The following is a 19,225-nucleotide window of genomic DNA, read 5'->3' as shown; positions in this document are numbered from 1 at the left end:
CTTATTACCCACCGGTAACCACGTGCCTGCCCCTGTCGGTTGTCTCACATGCTGACCAGCCCGAACCCGGCGTGGCTGATCTTTCCCGAGGGAGCGCCGGTGCGCTCGGCGAGACATGGGGCGGTTCTAGCCATGATCACCCATGATCGAAGTCCGTTTTGCCCGGTCAATTGTGGCTAGAACTGCCCTCGCTCAGGACTCCTCGTCCGGAACGGCGTGCAGGGCCTTGGAGAACGCCGCCGCGGTGAGGGCGATCTGCCACTCCCGGGCGCCCTTGGATCGCAGCAGCTCGGTCACCGCCTCGACGCCGAGGTCCTCCGGCGGCGCCCAGCAGGTGCGCCGCACCAGATCGGGCAGCAGCAGGTTCTCCACCGGCAGCGAGTGCTCCTCGGCGATCGCGTTGAGCGCCGCGCGGGCCGCGGTGAGCCGCGCCGCCGCTGCCGGGTCGCGGTCCGACCAGCGGTTGGTCGGCGGCGGTCCGTCGTTCGGCGTCGATGCGGCGGGCAGCTCCTCGTTGCTCAGCCGCCGCGCCGAGCGCAGCGCCTGCAACCACATCGAGGCGCGGCGGCGCTGCTGGCGCCCGCCGAACACCGGCATGGCCACCAGATCGCCCTCGGACTTGGGGTTGGCCTGCGCCGCCAGAACGATCGAGGAGTCCGGCAGCACGCGGCCCGGCGCGATGTCGCGCTCGCGGGCGAATTCGTCCCGGGTCTGCCACAGCGCGCGCACCGCGGCGAGCTGCCGGGGGCTGCGCACCTTGTGGATCCCGGAGGTCCGGCGCCAGGGTTCGGCGCGCGGGGGAGCGGGGGCGGCGGTGCGGACGGCCTCGAACTCCTCGAAGGCCCAGTCCAGCTTGCCCTGCCGCTGGAGCTCGTCGTGCATCTCGTCGCGCAGCGCGACCAGCAGCTCCACGTCGAGGGCCGCGTAGACCAGCCAGTCCTCGGGCAGCGGCCGTCTTGACCAGTCGGCGGCGCTGTGACCCTTCTCCAGCCGGTAGCCGAGCATGCGCTCCACCAGCGCGCCCAGCGAGACCCGGTCGAAACCGGCCAGCCTGCCGGCGAGTTCGGTGTCGAACAGCTTCGAGGGGTGCAGGTCGAGTTCGGCCAGGCACGGGAGGTCCTGGGACGCGGCGTGCAGCACCCATTCGGTGTCGGCCAGGGCCGGGACCAAGGGGTCGAGCGCGCCCTTGAGAGCGATCGGGTCCACCAGAGCGGTTCCCGATCCCTCACGACGCAGCTGCACCAGGTAGGCGCGCTGCGAGTAGCGGTAACCCGAGGCGCGCTCGGTGTCCACCGCGACCGGCCCGGTACCTGCGGCCAGCGCTTTCGCGGCCGCTTCCAGCGCGGCCGGGGTGTCCACCACCGGCGGCACGCCGTCGGCGGGTTCGGTCAACAACACCGGCTCCGGGCGGCCGGATCCGACGGTCTCGGGGCTTGCAGCTTCCACGGCTAACAGACCTTACGTGCTTTGGCCCGCGTCGTGTGGCTGGTCCGCCCGACGTTGTCGGGTCCGGCCGCACCGGTGCTGGTGTTCGTCAGCGATCCGTCACCGGATCACGCCGGCGCGCATGGCCAACGCGACCATCTGCGCTCGGTCGCCCGTGCCCAGCTTGCGCCCGATCCGCGACAGGTGAGACTTCACCGTGAGCGCGGACAGGTTCAGGGCCTCGCCGATCTCCTTGTTGGACCGGCCGTCGGCCACCAACTGGAGAACTTCGACCTCACGCCCGGACAGCTCGCGAGGTGTGTTGTCCGTTCCCGGCACGCGGGTACCGGCGGCGAGCACCGGAGCCACGCTGGGATCGGCGTACACACCGCCGTCGAGCACGCGGCGCACGCCGTCGGTGACCACCATGGGCGAGGCCGACTTCAGCAGGTACGCCTGAGCGCCTGCTTGGAAGGCGGCCCGGACCGCATAGGGGTCATCGGACGAAGCGAGCACCACGATCCGCGGCCAGCCCTGGCTCCGGAGTTCGGTAACCAGTTCGATGCCGGTCCCGTCCGGGAGCCCGAGATCGAGGATTGCGAGGTCGCACGGACCGGTCGCCAGGGCGCGAGCCCTGGCTTCGGCCATGGATGCGGCCTCGTGCACCGTGCCGGCGCCCATCTGCAGCAGCCGAGCGGCGATCGCCTCTCGGAGCAGCGGATGGTCATCCACCACGAGCACCGTGAACAGCTCTTCCCGCGGGTGCGGGACCATGTTGGCCGGCAAAGCGCCGGCAGGCGTGGTTCGAGCGGCCTGACCTAAGCCGACGGCAGCCACGTCACTACCTCCCTGGAGTCGGTCGTGCCCCCCGACCGGCACCGGGACTCTCGACCAATCAGCCGCGCCACTGATCGACCGAAAGTGGTGTCGTCGGGGTGAGCGTAACCGCCCAAGCGGGTCAGCGGGACGATCAATCGGGTATCTATCCCGATCGAGTTGTGACGACACCATACTTTTGTCGCACTTTCGGGTGACTCAGAGCGACGACCGTAACGGCGGAGCGTGGCCATGCGACATATTTCGAATGCGCATGGTGAAAATCTTGCACCGACAAGCACTTCGAAGAAGCCGAACGAACTTCGCGAATGAAAATCGGACACCGGCGTGTCGCGCTTCGGCGTGTCGGATTCGAGGGGGTGCGGGAGGGTCGCGGGCCGAACGCTACGCGCTGCGGCGACCCGCCGCAGCCGATGATCGGGCGACCTCGATCAGTCCTGGCGGACTGCGCCGTTCGGGCGCCTGCCGAGCAGTGCAACCCCTTCCGGCGGAAGACCCGCCGCGCTGGCCATGAGTTCGTGGAACGCCTCCGCGTGCGGCCGGAGGTCGATGTCGCCGTCGCCGAACACCGAGGGTGTCGGAGTCCAGGAGCCGCGCAGCTCCAGGTCGTGGCTGCGGGACGGGCCCGCGATGTCGCCGAACCGGGCCGAGGAGGTGAGGGTGACCGTGCCGCCCAGGGCGGTGAAGTGCGCTCCCGCGTTCTCCAGCGCGTCGGTGAGCCACGACCAGCCCACGGCCGGCAGCAGCGGGTCGTCGGCGACCTCGGGATCGAGTTCGGCCTTGAGGTAGACCACCAGCCGCAGCACGCCGTCCCAGGCGTCCTGGCCCTCCGGGTCGTGGAGCAGCACGAAGCGCGCCGTCGCCAGCTCGCCTGCCGGTCCGTTCGCCTCCGCGGCCAGCGCGTGGGCCCACGGGGCCAGGCGCTTGGGTGGACCGACCTCGCCGAGCTCGATCTCGGCACGCGGCTGAGGCGACGTCAACGCGGCAACCGCCTGCCGGAAAACTTCGGGCGCTGCCGACATCTCCGTCACGGCGACGACTCTAGATGCCGCCCGCCGCGCGTGGGCGGAGGCGCGCCGTGGAGGACGGCGGGCGCTTGGAGTGGGAGCGCGGGCGCCGTGCGAAGATTGTCTGCGCCAGCCCGGCCGTCCGTCGTGGCAGATCCGCTCCAAGACCGCCCGCAGACCGCACCGGGATCCGACGATTCGACGTACGGACACCGACCTTCGATGACGAACTCCGCACCGGTCTCCACTCGCCGGGACCTCGCCGACGCCCCTCTGCTCGTGGCCGCTCGCGGCGGACAGCCCCGGCACACGCCGGTCTGGTTCATGCGGCAGGCCGGGCGGTCGCTGCCCGAGTACCGCAGGGCCCGCGAGGGCACCCCGATGCTGCAGGCCTGCCTGACGCCGGACCTGGTCAGCGAGATCACCCTGCAGCCGGTCCGCAGGCACGGCGTGGACGCGGCGATCCTGTTCAGCGACATCGTGCTGCCGCTCTACGCGGCGGGCGTCGGGCTCGACATCGTGGCCGGGACCGGCCCGGTGGTGAGCAACCCGATCGAGGGCCCGGCCGACGTCAGCGCGCTGCCGTCGCTGGACGCCGGTCAGGTCGAGCCGGTCGCCGAGGCGGTGCGCCTGCTGGTCTCCGAGCTGGGCAGCACGCCGCTGATCGGGTTCGCCGGGGCGCCTTTCACGCTGGCCTCCTACCTGGTCGAGGGCGGGCCGAGCCGCAACCACGAGCGCACCAAGGCGCTGATGCACTCCGACCCGAAGACCTGGCACGCGCTGCTGGAGAAGCTGGCCGACACCACGCTGGAGTTCCTGCGGGTCCAGATCGGTGCCGGGGTCGACGCGATCCAGCTGTTCGACTCGTGGGCGGGCGCGCTCTCGCTGCGCGACTACCGCGAGTTCGTGCTGCCGCACAGCCGCCGCATCTTCGAGGGCGTCGCCGAGCTCTCCGACATCCCCAAGATCCACTTCGGGGTCGGCACCGGTGAGCTGCTCGGCGCGATGCGCACCGCCGGACCCGACGTGGTCGGCGTCGACTGGCGCGTGCCGCTGGACACCGCCGTCGCCCGCCTGGGCGCCGCCGAACCGGAATCCGCGAAGCCCGTCGTGCAGGGCAACCTCGACCCGGCCGTGCTGTTCGCGGGCTGGGACGCCGTCGAGCGCGAGGTGCACCGCATCCTCGCCGAGGGCCGCGAGGCCGGCGGGCACATCTTCAACCTCGGTCACGGCGTGCTGCCGACCACGGACCCGGAGATCCTGACCCGGGTCGTCGAGCTGGTGCACACCACGACCGCCCAGCGCTGATGGCCCGCCGCGTCGCGGTCGTCGGCGGCGGTGCCGCCGGGCTGGCGGCCGCCCACCGGCTGCGCCGGGAGCTGGGTCCCGAGGCCGAGATCGTGCTGCTGGAGCAGACGTCCCGGCTGGGCGGCAAGCTGCGCACGGTCGAGCTCGCCGGTCGCGGCTACGACCTGGGCGCCGAGGCGTTCCTGGCCCGGCGGCCCGAAGTGCTGGACCTGGCCGAGGAGCTGGGCGTGCGCGCCGACGTCGTGCACCCGGCCCGCGCGGCCGCGACGGTGCGCGCCGGTGGCCGGACCCAGCGGTTGCCCGGCGGGACCGTGATGGGCGTGCCCGCCGAGGCCGAGTCGATCGCCGGAGTCCTCTCCGAGGACGGGATCGCCGCGGTGCGGGCGGAATCCGGCATGTCGCCGATCGAGCTCGGCGGCGCCGACATCTCCGTCGGCGACCTGCTGCGCGCCCGGGTCGGCGACGAGGTCGTCGACCGGCTGGTGGAGCCGCTGCTCGGCGGCGTCTACGCGGGCGACGCGAACCGGCTGAGCCTGCGCGCCACGATCCCGGCGCTGGCCGAAGCCCTCGACGACGGAGCCGGATGGGTCACGGAGGCCGCGCGCTCGTCCCTCCCGGCGCCCGAACCCGGTGCGCCGCAACCCGTTTTCGGCGCGTTCCGGAACGGGTACCGGGAGCTCCTGGACCGGTTGGTGCTCGCCGCCGACGCCGAGGTGCGGCTGGGCCTGCCGGTCCGCGCGCTCGCGCGCACCGCCGAGGGCTGGCGGCTGGAGATCGGGTCGGCGCCCGCGCCGGAGCACCTCGACGTCGATGCCGTCGTGCTCGCGGTCCCCGCTCCGGCGGCGCGAAAACTGCTGCAGGGGCCCGTTCCCGCGGCGTCGGCGAAGCTCGCCGAGATCGAGCTGGCGTCGATGGTCGTGGTCGGCCTCGCCCTGCCGCCCGGCACCGAACTGCCCGAGCGCGACGGCACCCCGGCCTCGGGAACGCTGATCGCGCGCGGCGAGCGGCACGACGGCGGAACCCCGTTCACGGCCAAGGCCTTCACCTACTCCAGCGCCAAGTGGGAGCACCTGCGCGGCGCCGGGGGAGAGGTGCTGGTGCGCGGGTCGGTCGGCCGCTTCGGCGAGACCGAGGACCTGCGCCTGGACGACGAGGAACTGCTGCGCCGGGTCCGCGCGGACCTGGCCGAGCTGACCGGCATCACCGCCGAGCCGGTGGAGTCCGCGGTGCTCCGCTGGGGCGGCGGTGTGCCGCAGTACGGCGTCGGGCACCTCGACCTGGTCGCCGACGTGGAACGCGAGGTCGCCGCTGTTCCCGGGCTGGCGATCGCCGGGGCCGCGCTGCACGGCGTCGGCGTTCCGGCGTGCGTGGCGACCGGCGAGGCGGCAGCGACCAGCATCACGCGGGACCTGCTGCAGGCCGGTCCCCGAGAAGTGGGACCATGAGGTCATGGCGCGGCTGAATTACGACGAGCTCAACGACACCATCCGCTACACCATGTGGTCGGTCTTCCGGATCGAGCAGGGGACCCTGCCCGAGGACCGGGACAAGGCCGCGCAGGTGACCCGGGAGTACCTGGAGTCGCTGGCCGAGTCCGGTGTCGTGGTGCGCGGCGTCTACGACGTCTCGGGCCTGCGCGCCGACGCGGACTTCATGATCTGGTGGCACGCCGAGGACGTCGAGGCCGTCCAGGCCGCCTACACCGGCTTCCGCCGCGAGACCCCGCTCGGCCAGTCCTCCGAGCCGGTCTGGAGCAACGTGGCGCTGCACCGGCCCGCGGAGTTCAACAAGAGCCACATCCCGGCGTTCCTGGCCGGTGAGGACCCCAAGAAGTACATCTGCGTGTACCCGTTCGTGCGGTCCTACGAGTGGTACCTGCTGCCCGACGACGAGCGCCGCAAGATGCTCGCCGACCACGGCAAGGAGGCCCGCGACTACCCGGACGTGCGCGCCAACACCGTCGCGTCGTTCGCGCTGGGCGACTACGAGTGGATGCTCGCGTTCGAGGCCGACGAGCTGCACCGCATCGTCGACCTGATGCGCCACCTCCGCGCCACCGAGGCCCGCCTCCACGTGCGCGAAGAGGTCCCCTTCTACACGGGCCACCGGGTCGAGGTCACCGACCTCGTCACCCGCCTCCCCTGAGGCGTCGGACGAGAAGCACCCCGAAGGCCCAGTGCTCGGAAGGCCCAGCGCTCAGAAGGCCCAGCGCTCGATGAGTGCTGGGCCTTCTCGCGTCGCGGGTCAGCTCTCGACGAGGCGGACCGCGATCGAGTTGATGCAGTAGCGCTGGTCGGTGGGGGTGGGGAAGCCCTCGCCGGTGAAGACGTGGCCGAGGTGGCCGTGGCAGGAGGCGCACAGGACCTCGGTGCGGACCATGCCCATGCTGCGGTCCTCGCGGAGGATCACCGCGTCGGAGTCGGTCGGGTCGTAGAACGACGGCCAGCCGCAGTGCGACTCGAACTTCGTCTCGCTGCGGAACAGCTCCGCGCCGCAGCCCCGGCACTCGTACACGCCGGTGGTCTTGGTGTCGACGTACTCGCCCACCCACGCCGGCTCGGTGGCCGCCTGGCGCAGCACCGCGTACTCGTTCGGGGTGAGCTGCTCCTGCCACTCCTGCTCGCTCTTGGTGACCTGGGGAGTGCCTGCAACCGGATCCATGCTTCCACGCTAATGCGATCGAAGATCGATTGCTAAGTCGCCCGTCCTCATCGAGGCCCACGCCACGATCAAGCCGGGTCGCCCGGCTCAGGAGGAACCGAAGAACACCCCGAGCATGTAGACCAGCGCGTTCCACACCGTGAACAGCACGCCGAACAGGATCAGCACCACGACCGACACCGCCAGCAGCCTGCGGTGGCCACCGGTGCGGTTGGCGCTCTGGGCGAACTCGTCCACCCCGCGCAGCATGCCCTCCACGGTCGCCTCGGAGTGCGGGCGATCCATCCGCGCGCGGTGCTCGGCGAACGCCCGGACCTCCGGGTCCTCGTGGTCGAGGTCCGCCAGGTCGCCGAAGCGTGCGGTGTCGTCCGGTTCGCGGCGCTGCATCGGCTCACCGTATCGCCTGCTCGGGGCGAGCGGAATCGTCACGTTCACCGGATGGGGTGTGTCGGAACCGTTCGTCGTCGACCTCCGTCGCCTACTCTCGGAAGAATCCACAATGGATCGAATGAGAGGGTGTTGATGAGCGAGTCAGCCGGGGTCGCCGACGGCCGGTTCCTGCCGGAAATGCAGATCACGCACCCGGAACGGCAGCGCCGCTGGACCGTGCTGCTGCGGTTCCTGCTGCTGATCCCGCACTTCATCGTGCTGTGGGCGCTGGGCATCGCGGCCGCCGTGGTGGCGTTCATCGGCTGGTTCGCGGCGCTCGTCCTGGGGCGGCTGCCCGAGTGGATCTCCGGTTTCCTCACCCTCTACATCACGTACAGCATCCGGGTGAACGCCTCCGCGTGGCTGCTGGTGGACCGGTACCCGCCGTTCGTCGTCGGCGACCCGCAGTTCCCCGTCGACGTCGAGATCCGGCCCGGTCGGCTCAACCGGTGGGCGGTGCTGTTCCGGTTCATCCTGATCATCCCGGTGGGGATCGTGACCGCCGTTCTCACCTACGGCTGGGGCGTGCTGGCGTTCTTCCTGTGGCTGATCGTCCTGATCACGGGCCGGACCCCGCGCCCGATCTTCGACGCCTCGGCCGCCGCGCTGCGCTACATGCTGCGCACCAACGCCTACACCTACATGCTCACCGGCGCGTACCCGAAGAAGTTGTTCGGCGACGCCCGCGAGGAGGGCGAACCGGCGAAGGTCTCGCCCGGCACCCGGCCGCTGGTGATGTCGCAGGGCGGCCGGATCCTGCTGATCGCGTTCCTCGTGCTCGGCGTGCTCACGGCGGTCGGCAACGGCGCGGTGACCGCCACCCAGACGCCACCGACGGAGTACCAGTACGACTACGCCGGCTGAGCGATCCCGACGGCGTCGCGGTCACCGACCGCAGCCGCCGGGTTCCGCTCGTCGGGCGACGTCGTGTCGCTCTAGCAGCGGTGTTCTGCCCGCTGGAGCGGCGAGGAACATCGACAGGTGCTGGTATCCCACACCGATCGGAGGTCGGGAATGGTCCGCACCGATGCACCCCACCAGGGCGGGTGCAGCTGCTGCAGCAGCTGCAGCGGCCCCTCCTGTGGCTGCTGCTCCAGCTGCGGCTGAAGCGGCGGTGGCTTGCCCGGGGTGTTGCGGGATCACTCCGGGCAGGCCATGCCTTCGGTGGGCACGACGCCCTGGACCAGGAACCGGCTGACCGCGTCGGTCACGCACGACGAGCGCGCGATCGCTCCGTGCCCGGCGCCCTGCCAGCGCATCGCCACCCCGGTCGGCAGCTCGTCGGCCAGGTGATCGGTGCCCAGCGCCAGCGACCGCGGATCGTGCGCCGTGGTGATCACCGGGATCGGTGGGAGGTCCGCGCGGCGCGGTGACGGCAGCGGCTGCTGCGGCACCGGCCACGACCCGCACCACACCACGCGCTGCGCCGCGATCCCGCCGAACAGCGGGAAGCGCCCCACCCAGTCCTGCGCCAGCTCGCTGCTGCGCTGCGGCGGCACGCGCAACGTCGTGTCGTTGCAGCTGGTGATGAGGTCGCCGTCGAACCACGGCGGGTTCACGCCCTGCGGTGTCACCAGCGGCGCGGAGAGCTCCGCGAGCCGGGTGCCATCGCCCCGGGTCCCCGCCGCCAGCGCGTCCGCCAGCGCGGGCCAGGCGTTGCGGTCCGCCAGGCCCTGCAGCAGAGCCTGGGTGACGCGCCCCGCCGGAACCGACGTGCCCGGCGCGGGCAGAGGTGCGGTGCGGGCGCGCTCCACGAGATCGGTGACCGCCTGGCGCGGGTTCGGGCCCAGCGGGCATCCCCGGCTCGCGCAGTCGTTCGCGAAGACGTCGAAGGTCTGCTCGGCGGCCTGCGCCTGGTACTCGGCCTGGCCCATCGAATCCCGAGTCGGGTCCGGGGCACCGTCGATCACGAAGCGGCCCACCGAGTTCGGGTAGCGCTCGGCGTAGGTGGTCAGCAGCCGCCCGGCCTCGCCGCGACCGATCGCGTGCAGCCTCGGCACGCCCAGCTCCAGGCGCAGTTCCTCCAGGTCGGAGGCGGTGCGCCAGGTGTCGTAGGCCTGCAGCCGCTCGTCCAGCTTGAGCAGGCACTCCTGGCTGGCCTTGAGCACCGAATCCAGCAGCTGGTCCAGCTGCGCGCGCTCGGTGGCGCGCGGGTCGAAGCCCATCACCTGCTCGCGCTGCTGCGGCGGCACGCAGTCGGCCGGCTCCGACTCGCCGGTCCCGCGCCGGTCCACGCCCACGATGTCGAAGGTGTTGCGGATCTCCGGCGGGAGCTGGGTGGCCAGCCGCGCCGCGAACGTCGTCCCCGGCTCGCCGCCCACGTCACCGACCACGACCAGCGGCACCTTGCCCGAGCCCGTGCGGATCAGCGAGTTGCGCGCGGTGCCCCGCTCGGGAGCCTCCGGCGCGTCGAGCGTCGAGAGCAGGCGCGCGCAGGAGAACGTCATGCCCGGCGGCAGCGCGCCGAGCTCGGTCCGGGTCTGGTCGGTGCAGTCCTGCCAGCTCAGCGAGTCGCTGGGGGCCGACCCCAGCGGCGGCACCGGCTGCGGCTTCGGGGGCTGCGGCGCGGGCGCGATCTGCTGCTCGCTGTCGTGGTAGGCGACCGCGGGGCGTTGCGAGGGCCCGACCGAACAACCGGCGACCAGCAGCAGCAACGGCAGCAGCGCGGCCCAGGCCCGGTTGATGCAGCGAGGCACGGGAACTCCTAGAAAGCTGTGTTGTGGTCACCTGGCTTGGCGGCCGACGCCACCTCATGTTCAACACGGGGACGGACTCCCCGCGAAGCATCCCATGATCGGCGTGTGGCCCTGGTGAGGGGACGTTCCGGTTCGCGGCCCGGGGTGGTGAAGGTGACCTCCGATGCGGGTTCTGGTGGGTCGTTCGCCGGGTTAACGTGCTCGGGGTTGTTCTTTAGCCGTGAAGGAGCGTTGTGCAGGTCGCCTGGGGACCGGGGGAGGAACGGCGGTTCAGCGCGAGCCGGATGTCGGCCGCTGCGCTGGGGGCGGTGCCTCCGCCGATGCTGGTGCTGGTGGGGGTGATCAGCGTCCAGGTCGGGGCCGCCTTCGCCAAGCAGCTGTTCAGCGTGGCCGGAGCGTCCGGGGTGGTGACGCTGCGGCTGGTGTTCGCCGCGGTGATCCTGCTGGCCGTCTTCCGCCCCGCGCTGCGGATGGACTGGCCGACGCTGCGGGTCGTCATCGGCTACGGCGCGGTGCTGGCCGGCATGAACATGTGCATCTACCAGTCGTTCGAGCGGATCCCGCTGGGCGCGGCGGTGACCATCGAGTTCCTGGGGCCGCTGACGGTGGCGCTGTTCGGCTCGCACCGCAAGCTCGACGTCGTGTGGGCGCTGCTCGCCGGGACCGGCGTGTTCCTGCTGTCCCGCGTCGAGGGCGGGCTCGACTGGATCGGCGTCGCGTTCGCCCTGGCGGCGGGTGCCTGCTGGGCCGGTTACATCCTGCTGGGAGCCAAGCTCGGCAGCCGCACCACCGGGACCTCCGGGCTGGCGCTGGCGATGGGCTTCGGCGCGCTGATCGCGATCCCGATCGGCGCGGTCGACTCCGGACCCGCGCTGCTGAGCCCGACGGTGCTGCTCATCGGCCTGCTGGTGGCGCTGATGTCCTCGGTGGTGCCCTACACGCTGGAGCTGGAGGCGCTGCGCCGGATGCCGCCGCGCGTGTTCGGCATCCTCATGAGCACCGAACCCGCCGTCGCCGCGCTGGCGGGCCTGGTGGTGCTCGGCGAGCTGCTGACCGGCTGGCAGTGGCTCGCCATCTGCTGCGTGGTCATCGCCTCCGTCGGCTCGGTCGCCACCACCCGCACCACCCCCGAGGACAGCGATCCGCCCGCGAACTAGACGCCCGGGATCGGAGCGGGCTTGATCGCGCGGAGGAGCGTCAGCAGGGTGCGGTTGAGCGGGACCGGGATGCCGTGGCGGTCGGCGGCGCTCACGAGGGCGCCGGTGATGTGCTCGTGCTCCAGCGGGAGACCGGCGATCCGGTCGTAGAGCATCGAGGTCCCGTTGGTCGGGGGCATCCGGGCGGTGTAGTCGGCGAGGACCTTGTCCGCGTCCTGCTGGGTCAGCGACGCGCTCTCGGCCCGGGCGACCGCGATCGCCTCCGCGAGGATCCCGGCGCACAGCTCCCGCACGTCGTCGTCGGCGAGCACGTCCAGGCGGCGCAGGGTCAGGGCCGTGATCGGGTTCGGTGCCACGTTGGTGAGCATCTTGCGCCACGCCGCGGTGTGGAAGTCGTCGGTCGCCCGCAGCTTCACCGCGGACCCCTCCAGCAGCGCCACGAAGCGCGACCCGAGCTCACCGCCCTCGACCTGCATGGTCGTGGGGGAGCGGCGCACGACGCGGCCGGGACCGGTGCGCTCGGCGCCGACGTAGATCAGGGCGGGCAGCACCGGTGCCCGCACCCCGAGCTCGGCGACCGACTCGCGGTGGGCGACGCCGTTCTGCACCACCACCAGCGGCGTGCTGCCGTCGTCGAGCTTGTTCAGCCACGGCGCCGTGCCGGGCACGTCGTGGACCTTGGTGGTGAGCACGATCCAGTCGCACTCGCCGACCGCGCCGGGGTCGGTGGCGACCTCGACCGGGATCTCGGACGTCCCCTCGGGCGCGTCCAGCACCAGCCGCTCGAACGGGGTGCGCACGCACATCGTCACCTCGTGGCCCGCGGCGTGCGCCGCTTCGGCGATCACGCCGCCGATGCCACCCGAACCGATCACCGCAATCCGTTGTGCCACGAGCCGGAGGTTACCGGTCCGAACGATCCGTCCGGTGCGCGGAACCGAACAGCACCGAGTCGAGGTCGTAGCGCGCCGGTTCCTCCAGCTGGGCGTAGTCGCAGGAGCCCGGATCGCGGTCGGGCCGCCAGCGCACGAACTGCGCGGTGTGCCGGAACCGGGCCGGGACCCCGCCCTCGGTGTGGTCGTAGGAGACCTCCACGACCCGCTCCGGGCGCAGCGGCACCCACGGCTGCTCGGTGCTGTTCCAGCGGTTCACCGATCCCGGGAGCCGCCGCCCGGTGGCGTTCTCGCCGACCCACGGGTGCTCGCCCTCGGTGATGAGCTCGGCGAGCTCGCCGGCCAGCTCGCGCCGCCGCGCGGCGGGGAAGGCCCCGACGACGCCGACGTGGTGCAGCACCCCGCGCTCGTCGTGCAACCCCAGCTGCAGCGAGCCGACGGCGGTGCCGGGTTCGGTGTTGGCGTGCCAGCGGAGCCCGGCGACCACGCAGTCGGCGGTGCGCGAGTGCTTGATCTTGAGCATGGTCCGCTTGCCCGGCACGTAGGCGCCGTCGAGCGGTTTGGCGACGACCCCGTCCAGCCCGGCGCCTTCGAACAGGCGGAACCACTCCTCGGCCAGCTCCGGGTCCTCGGTGGCCGGTGTCGTGCGCAGACCCGACCGGTCCAGGCCGAGGTCGGTCAGCAGCTCGCGGCGCTCCGACTGCGGCGAGGCGGTGAGGTCCTGGTCGTCCAGGGCCAGCAGGTCGAAGGCGATGAACGTGGCCGGGGTGCGCTCGGCGAGGGTGTTGACCCTGCTGGCGGCCGGGTGGATGCGCTCGCTGAGCAGGTCCCAGTCGAGCCGGTCGCCCTCGTCGTCGCGGTGGATCACCACCAGCTCGCCGTCGAGCACCGCGGGGCGCTCCAGCTGCTCCGCCAGCGTCGACCGCACCTCCGGGAAGTAGCGCTCCAGCCCGCGCCCGGTGCGCGACTGCAGCAGCGGCGGCGATCCCGGTTCGACGAAGGCCAGGCAGCGGAAGCCGTCCCACTTCGGTTCGAACAGCAGGCCGTCGCGGTGCGGGACGCCGTCGACCGGGCTGGCCAGCATCGGTTTCACCGGCGGCTGCAGCGGCAGCATCAGCGCACCCGCTGCTTGGGGCCCCGGTCGAGGCGCAGCCGGATCGCAGTGGGCAGGGTCTCGCGGCCCAACGCCTGGCGGGCGCGGGCGAGGACCTTCTCGTCCAGCTCCTCCCACACGTGCCGGACGTTGGTGCCCTCCTTCAGCGACAGCGTTAGGCGCAGCGACGGCGACCGGTCCGTCCCGGCCATCCGCACCCGCGCCCGCGTGACGCCCGAGACCTGCTCGGCGTCGGTGCGCACGGCGTTGGCCAGCGCGCCCGCGGTGACGTTCAGGTCGCCGGCGTCGGCGTGCTCCAGGCGCACGTCCGGACGCTGCTCGGGGCGCAACGCGCGCACCACCCACCACAGGCCGATCACGAACAGCACCACCCCGGCGACCAGTCCGATCACCCCGGCCAGCTGCGCGTGGTCGGCCAGCCACTGCGCCAGCAGCGGGTCCGCCAGCGGCCGCCGGGCGCGGAACACGCCCAGCGCGCCGGAACCGACCACGATGGCCGCCGCACCCGCCAGCAGCGACAGCACGCCCAGCAGGACCACGGCGCCGCGCTCGAACGCGGCGCTGCGACCGATCGGCGTGCTGCTCGGCTTGATCTCGGTCATCGGCGCTCCTTGGGCGCGGTCACCGACACCAGCACCTTCGGCGTGCTCGGCAGCGGCAGGTCGGCGACCGCGTGCTCAGCGGTGGACGTCAGCCGTTCCCGCAGGTCACCGGATTCGCGGAAGCGAGCGGCGGCCTTGACCCGCACCCGCTTGGAGCCCGCCGTGACGGTCGCTCCCGCGACACCGTCCTGGTCGCGGACCTGGTGGCCGACCAGCCGCGCCAGCGAGCGCCGGTCCGTGGTCACCGTGACCTCCGGCGCCGGGTCGTGCAGTCGCAGCTCGCGGTGGCCCGAGGCGATCGCGGCGATCAGCAGCACCACGCCGAGCACGACGAGCGCGATCGCGACGATCCGCACCGGCGCGTCGTCCCACGAGAACCCGCTCAGCGCATCGCGCACCGCCGCGGGACCCACGATCAGCCCGCGCGCGCCGGGCCGGATCAGCGACCACGCCGACTCGACGGTCAGCAGCACCCCGACCGCGGCCCCGACGACCCCGGCGACGGCGGTGATCAGTCTTACGAACAGGCGCATCGCTCACTCCACCCTCGGCGGTGCGGCCGGCGGGACCAGGGCGGACACCGTCACGTCGACGCTGCGGACCCGGCAGCCCGCGATGCGGGCGAGCTCGGTGCCGACGCGCTCGCGCATCGAGGCCACCGAGTCCCGAACCGGGTTCGGGTAGCGCAGCGCCACGGTCAGCCGGACCCGCAGCGCGTCGTCAGGGCCGCTGACCTCGGCCCCGGCGGTGTGCTTGCGGCCGCTGCGCGCGCTGCCCGGGTCGACGTCGGCGGCGTGCGCGGCGATCTTGCGCAGCACCGACCGGTTGACGTGCAGGCTGCCGCGCTCGCCGGAGTCCTCGTCGGGGACGGTCTCCTCGGGGCTGGTCGCGGTTGCGGTCATCGGCGGTCCTTGGCGCGGCCCAGCAGGTCGCCGATCTCCAGCTCGCCGTCGAGGATCCGGCCGATCACCAGACCGACGATGCCGATCAGCAGCGCGATCAGGAACCCGCTGAAACCGCCGACCGCGGCGGCGGTGCCGAGGATCAGTCCGGAGATCAGTCCGGTCTGCGTCGCATTCATCTCCGAGCCTCCTGTGGAAGAAACGAGCGGGTCATCGAACTCGGGGTGGGGCGTGGTGGCGCCGCCACCGGCACCGGGCGCGGTGCAGCAGGCCGCGGACCCCGCGCGGCCTCACCTCGACGACGATCGGCGCCCAAAACCGGGGATCGTCGTCGCGGTCATCGTCGGGAAGGCGGGCGCGCAGCCGGGCGAGCCCGGCGGCGAAGGCCTCCGGGTCCCCTCCCACGTCCGGGTGGTTCTCCCGGACGAACGCGCGGATCTCGGCGCGCGTCGCCGGATCGTGCTGCACGTCCACCATTCTGCGCCTCCCGTCCGGTCCGGCCGGTTCACCCGGTCCCGGCTCACCCAGCCTCCGGGGCGTCGTCGCCGGCGTCCACGTCCGAGACGTAGATGTCCACCCGGGTCCCGCCGAGCCGTTCGGCCAGCGCACCGCGCAGGTCGTCGAGGGTCTCGGTGAGCGGGCGGTCCAGCCGCAGCACCACGCCGATCTCCACCGGCCCGTCCTCGGACATCCGCACGCCGGTGATGCGTTGTCCGGGGAAGTAGGACGCGATCTCGCCGAACGCGCCGCCGTGCAACCGCGCCACCGACGGGTGCGCGAGCACCGCATCGGCGAGCTCCTGAGCGGTGTGCTGCTCCGGCACCTGGGCCTCCTCGGCGGTGTGGGTGGGGGACGGCGTCACTCCACGCGCGAGGGCGCGGGCTGCGACGCCTCCTCCTCGTCCTCGCTGGGCAGGTGGATGTCGTTGACGACGATGTTGACCTCGATGACGTCGAGCCCGGTCATCCGCTCCACCGCGGTGATCACGTTGCGCCGCACCGCGCGGGAGAGGTCCACGATGGACGCTCCGTACTCGACGACGATGTCCAGGTCCACCGCCGCCTGCTTCTCGCCGACCTCGACCTGCACGCCCGAGGTGGAGGAGGTGCCGCTGCCGCCCGGGATCCGGTCGCGCAGGGCGCCGAAGGCCCGCGAAACTCCGCCGCCCATCGCGTAGACGCCGGAGACCTCGCGCGCGGCGATCCCGGCGATCTTCTGCACCACCGAGGCGGCGATGGTCGTCTTGCCCTGCGAGGTCTCGTCGGCGAGCCGTGCGGGCGAACCGCCGGTGCGCGTCTCCGGAATGCGCCGCTCGGTGCTCGAAGTGCCCGCCTGGGTGGTCTGACCGGACGGCGTGCCGCTGTTCTGGGCCATGGAAATGCAGCTCCTTCCCGGTAACGCCGAAGCGATTCGGCGAGGTGTGACGCGAGTTCTGGTCGCACCTGATCCGAGGGTGTCCCAGGTGCGGGGACGGCACCATTCGGTGCCGGACGACGGCGCCCCATCCGTCACTCGCGCATTCTTCCGCAACGCAGAAGCGGCGGCGAACCGGCTCCCGAACGCGGTTGATCGCGCGACGGTGAGCAGGAGCACGTGCCGGTGAGAGCTGGCGCGGCGGGCCCCGGTTATAGAGTCGGTCGCATGAATTTCGCCCGTCTGGTCGACCGCCGTCCAGAGATCACCCCGGACGAGCTGGTCCAGGCGATGACGCCGCCTCCGCGCTTCGAGGCGGCCCGCTTCGAGACCTACATCCCCAACCCCGAGGAGCCCAGCCAGGCCGAGGCCGTGCGGGACTGCTCGGCGTTCGCCCAGCGCATCAACGCTGCCGGCAGCGGTGGCGGCGGTTGGCTGCGCGGGATGTTCGGGGGCAGGAAGAAGACCGACGGCGACAAGCGCGGGCTCTACCTCGACGGCGGGTTCGGCGTCGGCAAGACCCACCTGCTGGCCTCGCTGTGGCACGCCACCGAGGGCACCAAGTCCTACGGGACCTTCGTCGAGATCACCAACCTGGTCGGCGCGCTGGGCTTCGCCGAGACCGTGCGGCGGCTCTCCGAGCACCGGCTGCTGGCCATCGACGAGTTCGAGCTGGACGACCCGGGCGACACGATGCTGGTGACCCAGCTGATCGCGAAGCTCACCGACGCCGGTGTGCACGTGGCGGCCACGTCGAACACGCTGCCGGACAAGCTCGGCGAGGGCCGGTTCGCGGCGGTGGACTTCCTGCGGGAGATCCACGCGATGTCCAACCGGTTCGGCGTGGTGCGGGTCGACGGACCGGACTACCGGCACCGCGGTCTGCCCGACGCGCCGCCGCCGATGGCCGACGACGAGCTGTCGCGGCTGGCCGAGGCCACCGACGGGTCCACGCTCGACGACTTCGACGAGCTGTGCGGATTCCTCGCGGGCCTGCACGCCTCGAAGTACGGCCGGCTCGTCGACGGCATCACGGCCGTGCACCTCTCCGGTGTGCACGCCGCCCCGGACCAGGACGTGGCGTTGCGGCTGGTGGCGCTGGCCGACCGGCTCTACGACCGCGCCATCCCGGTCCGCGTCTCCGGAACCCCGCTGTCGGGCCTGTTCACCGAGGAGATGCTGCAGGGCGGCTACCGCAAGAAGTACCTCCGCGCGATCAGCCGCCTCACAGCCCTCTCCCGAGACCTCACCAAGTCCTGACCCCCACCCGAGACCCCGATCCCGCGTCCTGGGGTGCTGGGTGGGGCGCGGTGCTGCGGAGGCGACAGTTTTAGCCATAATTGTCCCGACATTTCGGACATTGATCATGGGTGATTATGGCTAAAACCGTCCACTGCCCACGGTCGTCGGCACCGCGACCGCGGGCGGTGAACGGGTTCCGGCATCAGCGCCGCAGCGGAGCGGTCACTTCGCGAGGACGTCGGCGATGGCGTCGATGCCGGTGTCGAGGTCGTCGCGGCTGATCGTCAGGGGCGGGGCGATGCGCAGCGTGGTGGCCTGGGTTTCCTTGCAGAGGACGCCCCCGGCCATCAGCGCTTCGCTCGCCTGGCGGCCGGTGGGGCCGCCGGGGGCGATCTCGACGCCCGCCCACAGGCCGCGGCCGCGGACCTCGGCCACGCCGGACAGTCCGGCGAGGCGTTCGTGCAGGTGGGCGCCCAGTTCGCGGGAGCGCTGCTGGAACTCCCCGGTGCTCAGCAGGCGGATCACCGCGCGGCCGACGGCCGCGGCGAGGGGGTTGCCGCCGAAGGTCGAGCCGTGCTGGCCGGGCTGCAGCACGCCGATGACGTCGTCGCGGCCGACCACGGCCGAGACCGGGAGGATGCCGCCGCCCAGCGCCTTGCCCAGCGTGTACAGGTCGGCGCGGACGCCGTCGTGGGCGCTGGCCAGCAGCTCACCGGTGCGGGCCAGGCCGGACTGGATCTCGTCGCAGATCAGCAGCGCGCCGTGCTCGTCGCAGGCGCGCCGCAGCCGCGGCAGGTAGTCCGCGGGCGGCACGATCACGCCGGCCTCGCCCTGGATGGGTTCGACCAGCACCGCGGCGGTCCGCTCGCTGATCGCGGCCTCCACCGAGGACGCGTCGCCGTAGGAGGTGACGGTGAACCCGGGCGTGTAGGGGCCGAACTCGGCGCGGGCCTCCGGGTCGGTCGAGAACGACACGATCGTGGTGGTGCGGCCGTGGAAGTTCGACCCGGCCACGATGATCTCGGCCTGGTTCTCCGGCACGCCCTTGACCTGGTAGGCCCACTTGCGGGCGATCTTGATCGCCGACTCGACGGCCTCGGCGCCGGAGTTCATCGGCAGCACCCGGTCGGTGCCGGTGAGCTCGGCGAGCTCGCGGCAGAACGGCCCGAGCTGGTCGTGGTGGAACGCGCGGCTGGTCAGCGTCAACCGGCCCAGCTGCTCGGTGGCCGCGGCGACCAGGTCGGGGTGGCGGTGGCCGAAGTTCAGGGCCGAGTAGCCCGCCAGGAAGTCCAGGTACCGGCGACCGTCCACATCGGTCATCCAGGCGCCCTCGGCCTCGGCGATCACGACCGGCAGCGGGTGGTAGTTGTGCGCGCTGTAGCGCTCGTCGAGCGCCAGGAACTCGTCGGCGCGGGACTGGGTGTCGAGATGGGGGTGGACGGTAGCCATGAGCACAAGGCTATGACGGCGGTCCAGTTGATTTCAGTCGTCGAGCCTTGCTTGTTGCGTCGCTTCGTTGCGTAGATTCGAGTGAAGGCG

Annotated in this window: 22 protein-coding genes; 6 read left to right on the top strand and 16 right to left on the bottom strand. The window is 72.1% G+C overall.

What is annotated here, in order from left to right; all coding sequences use genetic code 11:
- Positions 1-192: 192 nt before the first annotated feature.
- From QFW96_RS23025 to QFW96_RS23015, 3 genes are all read right to left on the bottom strand, one after another.
- Positions 193-1,446 (bottom strand): HRDC domain-containing protein, encoded by a 1,254-nt coding sequence (locus tag QFW96_RS23025; RefSeq protein WP_281457787.1) that lies wholly within the window; start codon positions 1,444-1,446, stop codon positions 193-195.
- 99 nt (positions 1,447-1,545) lie between these two features.
- The gene (locus tag QFW96_RS23020) at positions 1,546-2,262 is read right to left on the bottom strand and encodes a response regulator (protein WP_093264979.1); all 717 of its coding nucleotides are present in this window, start codon (positions 2,260-2,262) and stop codon (positions 1,546-1,548) included.
- Positions 2,263-2,693: 431 nt separating this feature from the next.
- Entirely contained in the window at positions 2,694-3,293 is a 600-nt protein-coding gene (locus QFW96_RS23015; protein ID WP_281457786.1) for a DUF3000 domain-containing protein, read from the bottom strand.
- A 198-nt stretch (positions 3,294-3,491) separates the two neighbouring features.
- Between QFW96_RS23015 and hemE the strand changes: the two genes are divergently transcribed.
- The 3 genes from hemE to hemQ are packed head-to-tail and all read left to right on the top strand — an operon-like array spanning position 3,492 to position 6,722.
- On the top strand, positions 3,492-4,577 hold the full coding sequence (gene hemE / locus QFW96_RS23010) for a uroporphyrinogen decarboxylase (RefSeq protein ID WP_281457785.1): 1,086 nt from the start codon (positions 3,492-3,494) through the stop codon (positions 4,575-4,577).
- Positions 4,577-6,022, top strand: a complete 1,446-nt coding sequence (gene hemG, locus QFW96_RS23005) for a protoporphyrinogen oxidase (RefSeq protein WP_281457784.1) — start codon at positions 4,577-4,579, stop codon at positions 6,020-6,022. Before hemE ends, hemG begins: the two co-directional genes overlap by 1 nt.
- Positions 6,023-6,026: 4 nt before the next feature.
- Positions 6,027-6,722 carry a hydrogen peroxide-dependent heme synthase gene (gene hemQ / locus QFW96_RS23000; protein ID WP_281457783.1) on the top strand — a complete coding sequence of 232 codons (696 nt, stop codon included), beginning with the start codon at positions 6,027-6,029 and terminating at the stop codon, positions 6,720-6,722.
- 99 nt (positions 6,723-6,821) lie between these two features.
- Here the strand turns inward: hemQ and msrB are convergent, their stop codons facing one another.
- Both msrB and QFW96_RS22990 read right to left on the bottom strand, forming a co-directional pair.
- Complete coding sequence (gene msrB, locus QFW96_RS22995; protein WP_281457782.1) at positions 6,822-7,238, bottom strand: peptide-methionine (R)-S-oxide reductase MsrB; 417 nt, start codon at positions 7,236-7,238, stop codon at positions 6,822-6,824.
- Between the two features lie 87 nt (positions 7,239-7,325).
- On the bottom strand, positions 7,326-7,625 hold the full coding sequence (locus tag QFW96_RS22990) for a hypothetical protein (protein WP_281457781.1): 300 nt from the start codon (positions 7,623-7,625) through the stop codon (positions 7,326-7,328).
- Positions 7,626-7,760: 135 nt separating this feature from the next.
- On the opposite strand from QFW96_RS22990, the gene QFW96_RS22985 reads away from it, so the two are divergent.
- Positions 7,761-8,531 carry a DUF4389 domain-containing protein gene (locus QFW96_RS22985; protein ID WP_281457780.1) on the top strand — a complete coding sequence of 257 codons (771 nt, stop codon included), beginning with the start codon at positions 7,761-7,763 and terminating at the stop codon, positions 8,529-8,531.
- Positions 8,532-8,806: 275 nt separating this feature from the next.
- Here the strand turns inward: QFW96_RS22985 and QFW96_RS22980 are convergent, their stop codons facing one another.
- The gene (locus tag QFW96_RS22980; RefSeq protein ID WP_281457779.1) at positions 8,807-10,363 is read right to left on the bottom strand and encodes an alpha/beta fold hydrolase; all 1,557 of its coding nucleotides are present in this window, start codon (positions 10,361-10,363) and stop codon (positions 8,807-8,809) included.
- Positions 10,364-10,647: 284 nt separating this feature from the next.
- Here QFW96_RS22980 and QFW96_RS22975 point away from each other — a divergent pair, with 284 nt between their 5' ends.
- Positions 10,648-11,520: an EamA family transporter gene (locus QFW96_RS22975; protein ID WP_281457810.1), complete on the top strand. Its 873-nt coding sequence runs from the start codon at positions 10,648-10,650 to the stop codon at positions 11,518-11,520.
- Here QFW96_RS22975 and QFW96_RS22970 read toward each other — a convergent pair.
- The 9 genes from QFW96_RS22970 to QFW96_RS22930 are packed head-to-tail and all read right to left on the bottom strand — an operon-like array spanning position 11,517 to position 16,405.
- Positions 11,517-12,413: a 2-dehydropantoate 2-reductase gene (locus tag QFW96_RS22970; protein WP_281457778.1), complete on the bottom strand. Its 897-nt coding sequence runs from the start codon at positions 12,411-12,413 to the stop codon at positions 11,517-11,519. The genes QFW96_RS22975 and QFW96_RS22970 overlap by 4 nt on opposite strands.
- A 10-nt stretch (positions 12,414-12,423) precedes the next feature.
- Positions 12,424-13,527, bottom strand: coding sequence for an ATP-dependent DNA ligase (locus QFW96_RS22965; RefSeq protein ID WP_281457777.1), 1,104 nt, complete (start codon positions 13,525-13,527; stop codon positions 12,424-12,426).
- Entirely contained in the window at positions 13,527-14,129 is a 603-nt protein-coding gene (gene amaP, locus QFW96_RS22960; RefSeq protein ID WP_281457776.1) for an alkaline shock response membrane anchor protein AmaP, read from the bottom strand. Before amaP ends, QFW96_RS22965 begins: the two co-directional genes overlap by 1 nt.
- A complete protein-coding gene (locus tag QFW96_RS22955) occupies positions 14,126-14,662 on the bottom strand; it encodes a DUF6286 domain-containing protein (protein WP_281457775.1) in 537 nt (178 codons plus the stop codon). The genes amaP and QFW96_RS22955 overlap by 4 nt, the downstream gene beginning before the upstream one ends.
- 3 nt (positions 14,663-14,665) lie before the next feature.
- Positions 14,666-15,031: an Asp23/Gls24 family envelope stress response protein gene (locus QFW96_RS22950; protein ID WP_281457774.1), complete on the bottom strand. Its 366-nt coding sequence runs from the start codon at positions 15,029-15,031 to the stop codon at positions 14,666-14,668.
- Positions 15,028-15,210, bottom strand: a complete 183-nt coding sequence (locus QFW96_RS22945) for a hypothetical protein (RefSeq protein WP_281457773.1) — start codon at positions 15,208-15,210, stop codon at positions 15,028-15,030. Before QFW96_RS22945 ends, QFW96_RS22950 begins: the two co-directional genes overlap by 4 nt.
- 31 nt (positions 15,211-15,241) lie before the next feature.
- The gene (locus tag QFW96_RS22940) at positions 15,242-15,508 is read right to left on the bottom strand and encodes a hypothetical protein (RefSeq protein WP_281457772.1); all 267 of its coding nucleotides are present in this window, start codon (positions 15,506-15,508) and stop codon (positions 15,242-15,244) included.
- Between the two features lie 43 nt (positions 15,509-15,551).
- Complete coding sequence (locus tag QFW96_RS22935) at positions 15,552-15,854, bottom strand: hypothetical protein (protein ID WP_281457771.1); 303 nt, start codon at positions 15,852-15,854, stop codon at positions 15,552-15,554.
- A gap of 35 nt (positions 15,855-15,889) precedes the next feature.
- The gene (locus QFW96_RS22930) at positions 15,890-16,405 is read right to left on the bottom strand and encodes an Asp23/Gls24 family envelope stress response protein (RefSeq protein WP_281457770.1); all 516 of its coding nucleotides are present in this window, start codon (positions 16,403-16,405) and stop codon (positions 15,890-15,892) included.
- A 267-nt stretch (positions 16,406-16,672) separates the two neighbouring features.
- On the opposite strand from QFW96_RS22930, the gene zapE reads away from it, so the two are divergent.
- Positions 16,673-17,704, top strand: coding sequence for a cell division protein ZapE (gene zapE / locus QFW96_RS22925; protein ID WP_281457769.1), 1,032 nt, complete (start codon positions 16,673-16,675; stop codon positions 17,702-17,704).
- A 204-nt stretch (positions 17,705-17,908) separates the two neighbouring features.
- On the opposite strand, the gene rocD is transcribed toward zapE, so the two are convergent.
- Complete coding sequence (gene rocD / locus QFW96_RS22920) at positions 17,909-19,135, bottom strand: ornithine--oxo-acid transaminase (RefSeq protein WP_281457768.1); 1,227 nt, start codon at positions 19,133-19,135, stop codon at positions 17,909-17,911.
- Positions 19,136-19,225 lie beyond the last annotated feature (90 nt).

This window comes from Saccharopolyspora ipomoeae (assembly GCF_029952525.1).
In the GTDB taxonomy this organism is placed as follows: Bacteria; Actinomycetota; Actinomycetes; order Mycobacteriales; family Pseudonocardiaceae; genus Saccharopolyspora; species Saccharopolyspora ipomoeae.
Note: the sequence above shows the minus strand (reverse complement) of the source record. Positions and strands in the feature narration are given on the sequence as shown.

Bases quoted from the DNA above. Each gene is read 5' to 3' on its own strand.
- hemE (WP_281457785.1), top strand. From the start codon at position 3,492: ATGACGAACTCCGCACCGGTCTCCACTCGCCGGGACCTCGCCGACGCC.
- hemG (WP_281457784.1), top strand. From the start codon at position 4,577: ATGGCCCGCCGCGTCGCGGTCGTCGGCGGCGGTGCCGCCGGGCTGGCG.
- hemQ (WP_281457783.1), top strand. From the start codon at position 6,027: ATGGCGCGGCTGAATTACGACGAGCTCAACGACACCATCCGCTACACC.
- msrB (WP_281457782.1), bottom strand. From the start codon at position 7,238: ATGGATCCGGTTGCAGGCACTCCCCAGGTCACCAAGAGCGAGCAGGAG.
- QFW96_RS22990 (WP_281457781.1), bottom strand. From the start codon at position 7,625: ATGCAGCGCCGCGAACCGGACGACACCGCACGCTTCGGCGACCTGGCG.
- QFW96_RS22985 (WP_281457780.1), top strand. From the start codon at position 7,761: ATGAGCGAGTCAGCCGGGGTCGCCGACGGCCGGTTCCTGCCGGAAATG.
- QFW96_RS22975 (WP_281457810.1), top strand. From the start codon at position 10,648: ATGTCGGCCGCTGCGCTGGGGGCGGTGCCTCCGCCGATGCTGGTGCTG.
- QFW96_RS22965 (WP_281457777.1), bottom strand. From the start codon at position 13,527: ATGCTGCCGCTGCAGCCGCCGGTGAAACCGATGCTGGCCAGCCCGGTC.
- amaP (WP_281457776.1), bottom strand. From the start codon at position 14,129: ATGACCGAGATCAAGCCGAGCAGCACGCCGATCGGTCGCAGCGCCGCG.
- QFW96_RS22955 (WP_281457775.1), bottom strand. From the start codon at position 14,662: ATGCGCCTGTTCGTAAGACTGATCACCGCCGTCGCCGGGGTCGTCGGG.
- QFW96_RS22950 (WP_281457774.1), bottom strand. From the start codon at position 15,031: ATGACCGCAACCGCGACCAGCCCCGAGGAGACCGTCCCCGACGAGGAC.
- QFW96_RS22945 (WP_281457773.1), bottom strand. From the start codon at position 15,210: ATGAATGCGACGCAGACCGGACTGATCTCCGGACTGATCCTCGGCACC.
- QFW96_RS22940 (WP_281457772.1), bottom strand. From the start codon at position 15,508: ATGGTGGACGTGCAGCACGATCCGGCGACGCGCGCCGAGATCCGCGCG.
- QFW96_RS22930 (WP_281457770.1), bottom strand. From the start codon at position 16,405: ATGGCCCAGAACAGCGGCACGCCGTCCGGTCAGACCACCCAGGCGGGC.
- zapE (WP_281457769.1), top strand. From the start codon at position 16,673: ATGAATTTCGCCCGTCTGGTCGACCGCCGTCCAGAGATCACCCCGGAC.
- rocD (WP_281457768.1), bottom strand. From the start codon at position 19,135: ATGGCTACCGTCCACCCCCATCTCGACACCCAGTCCCGCGCCGACGAG.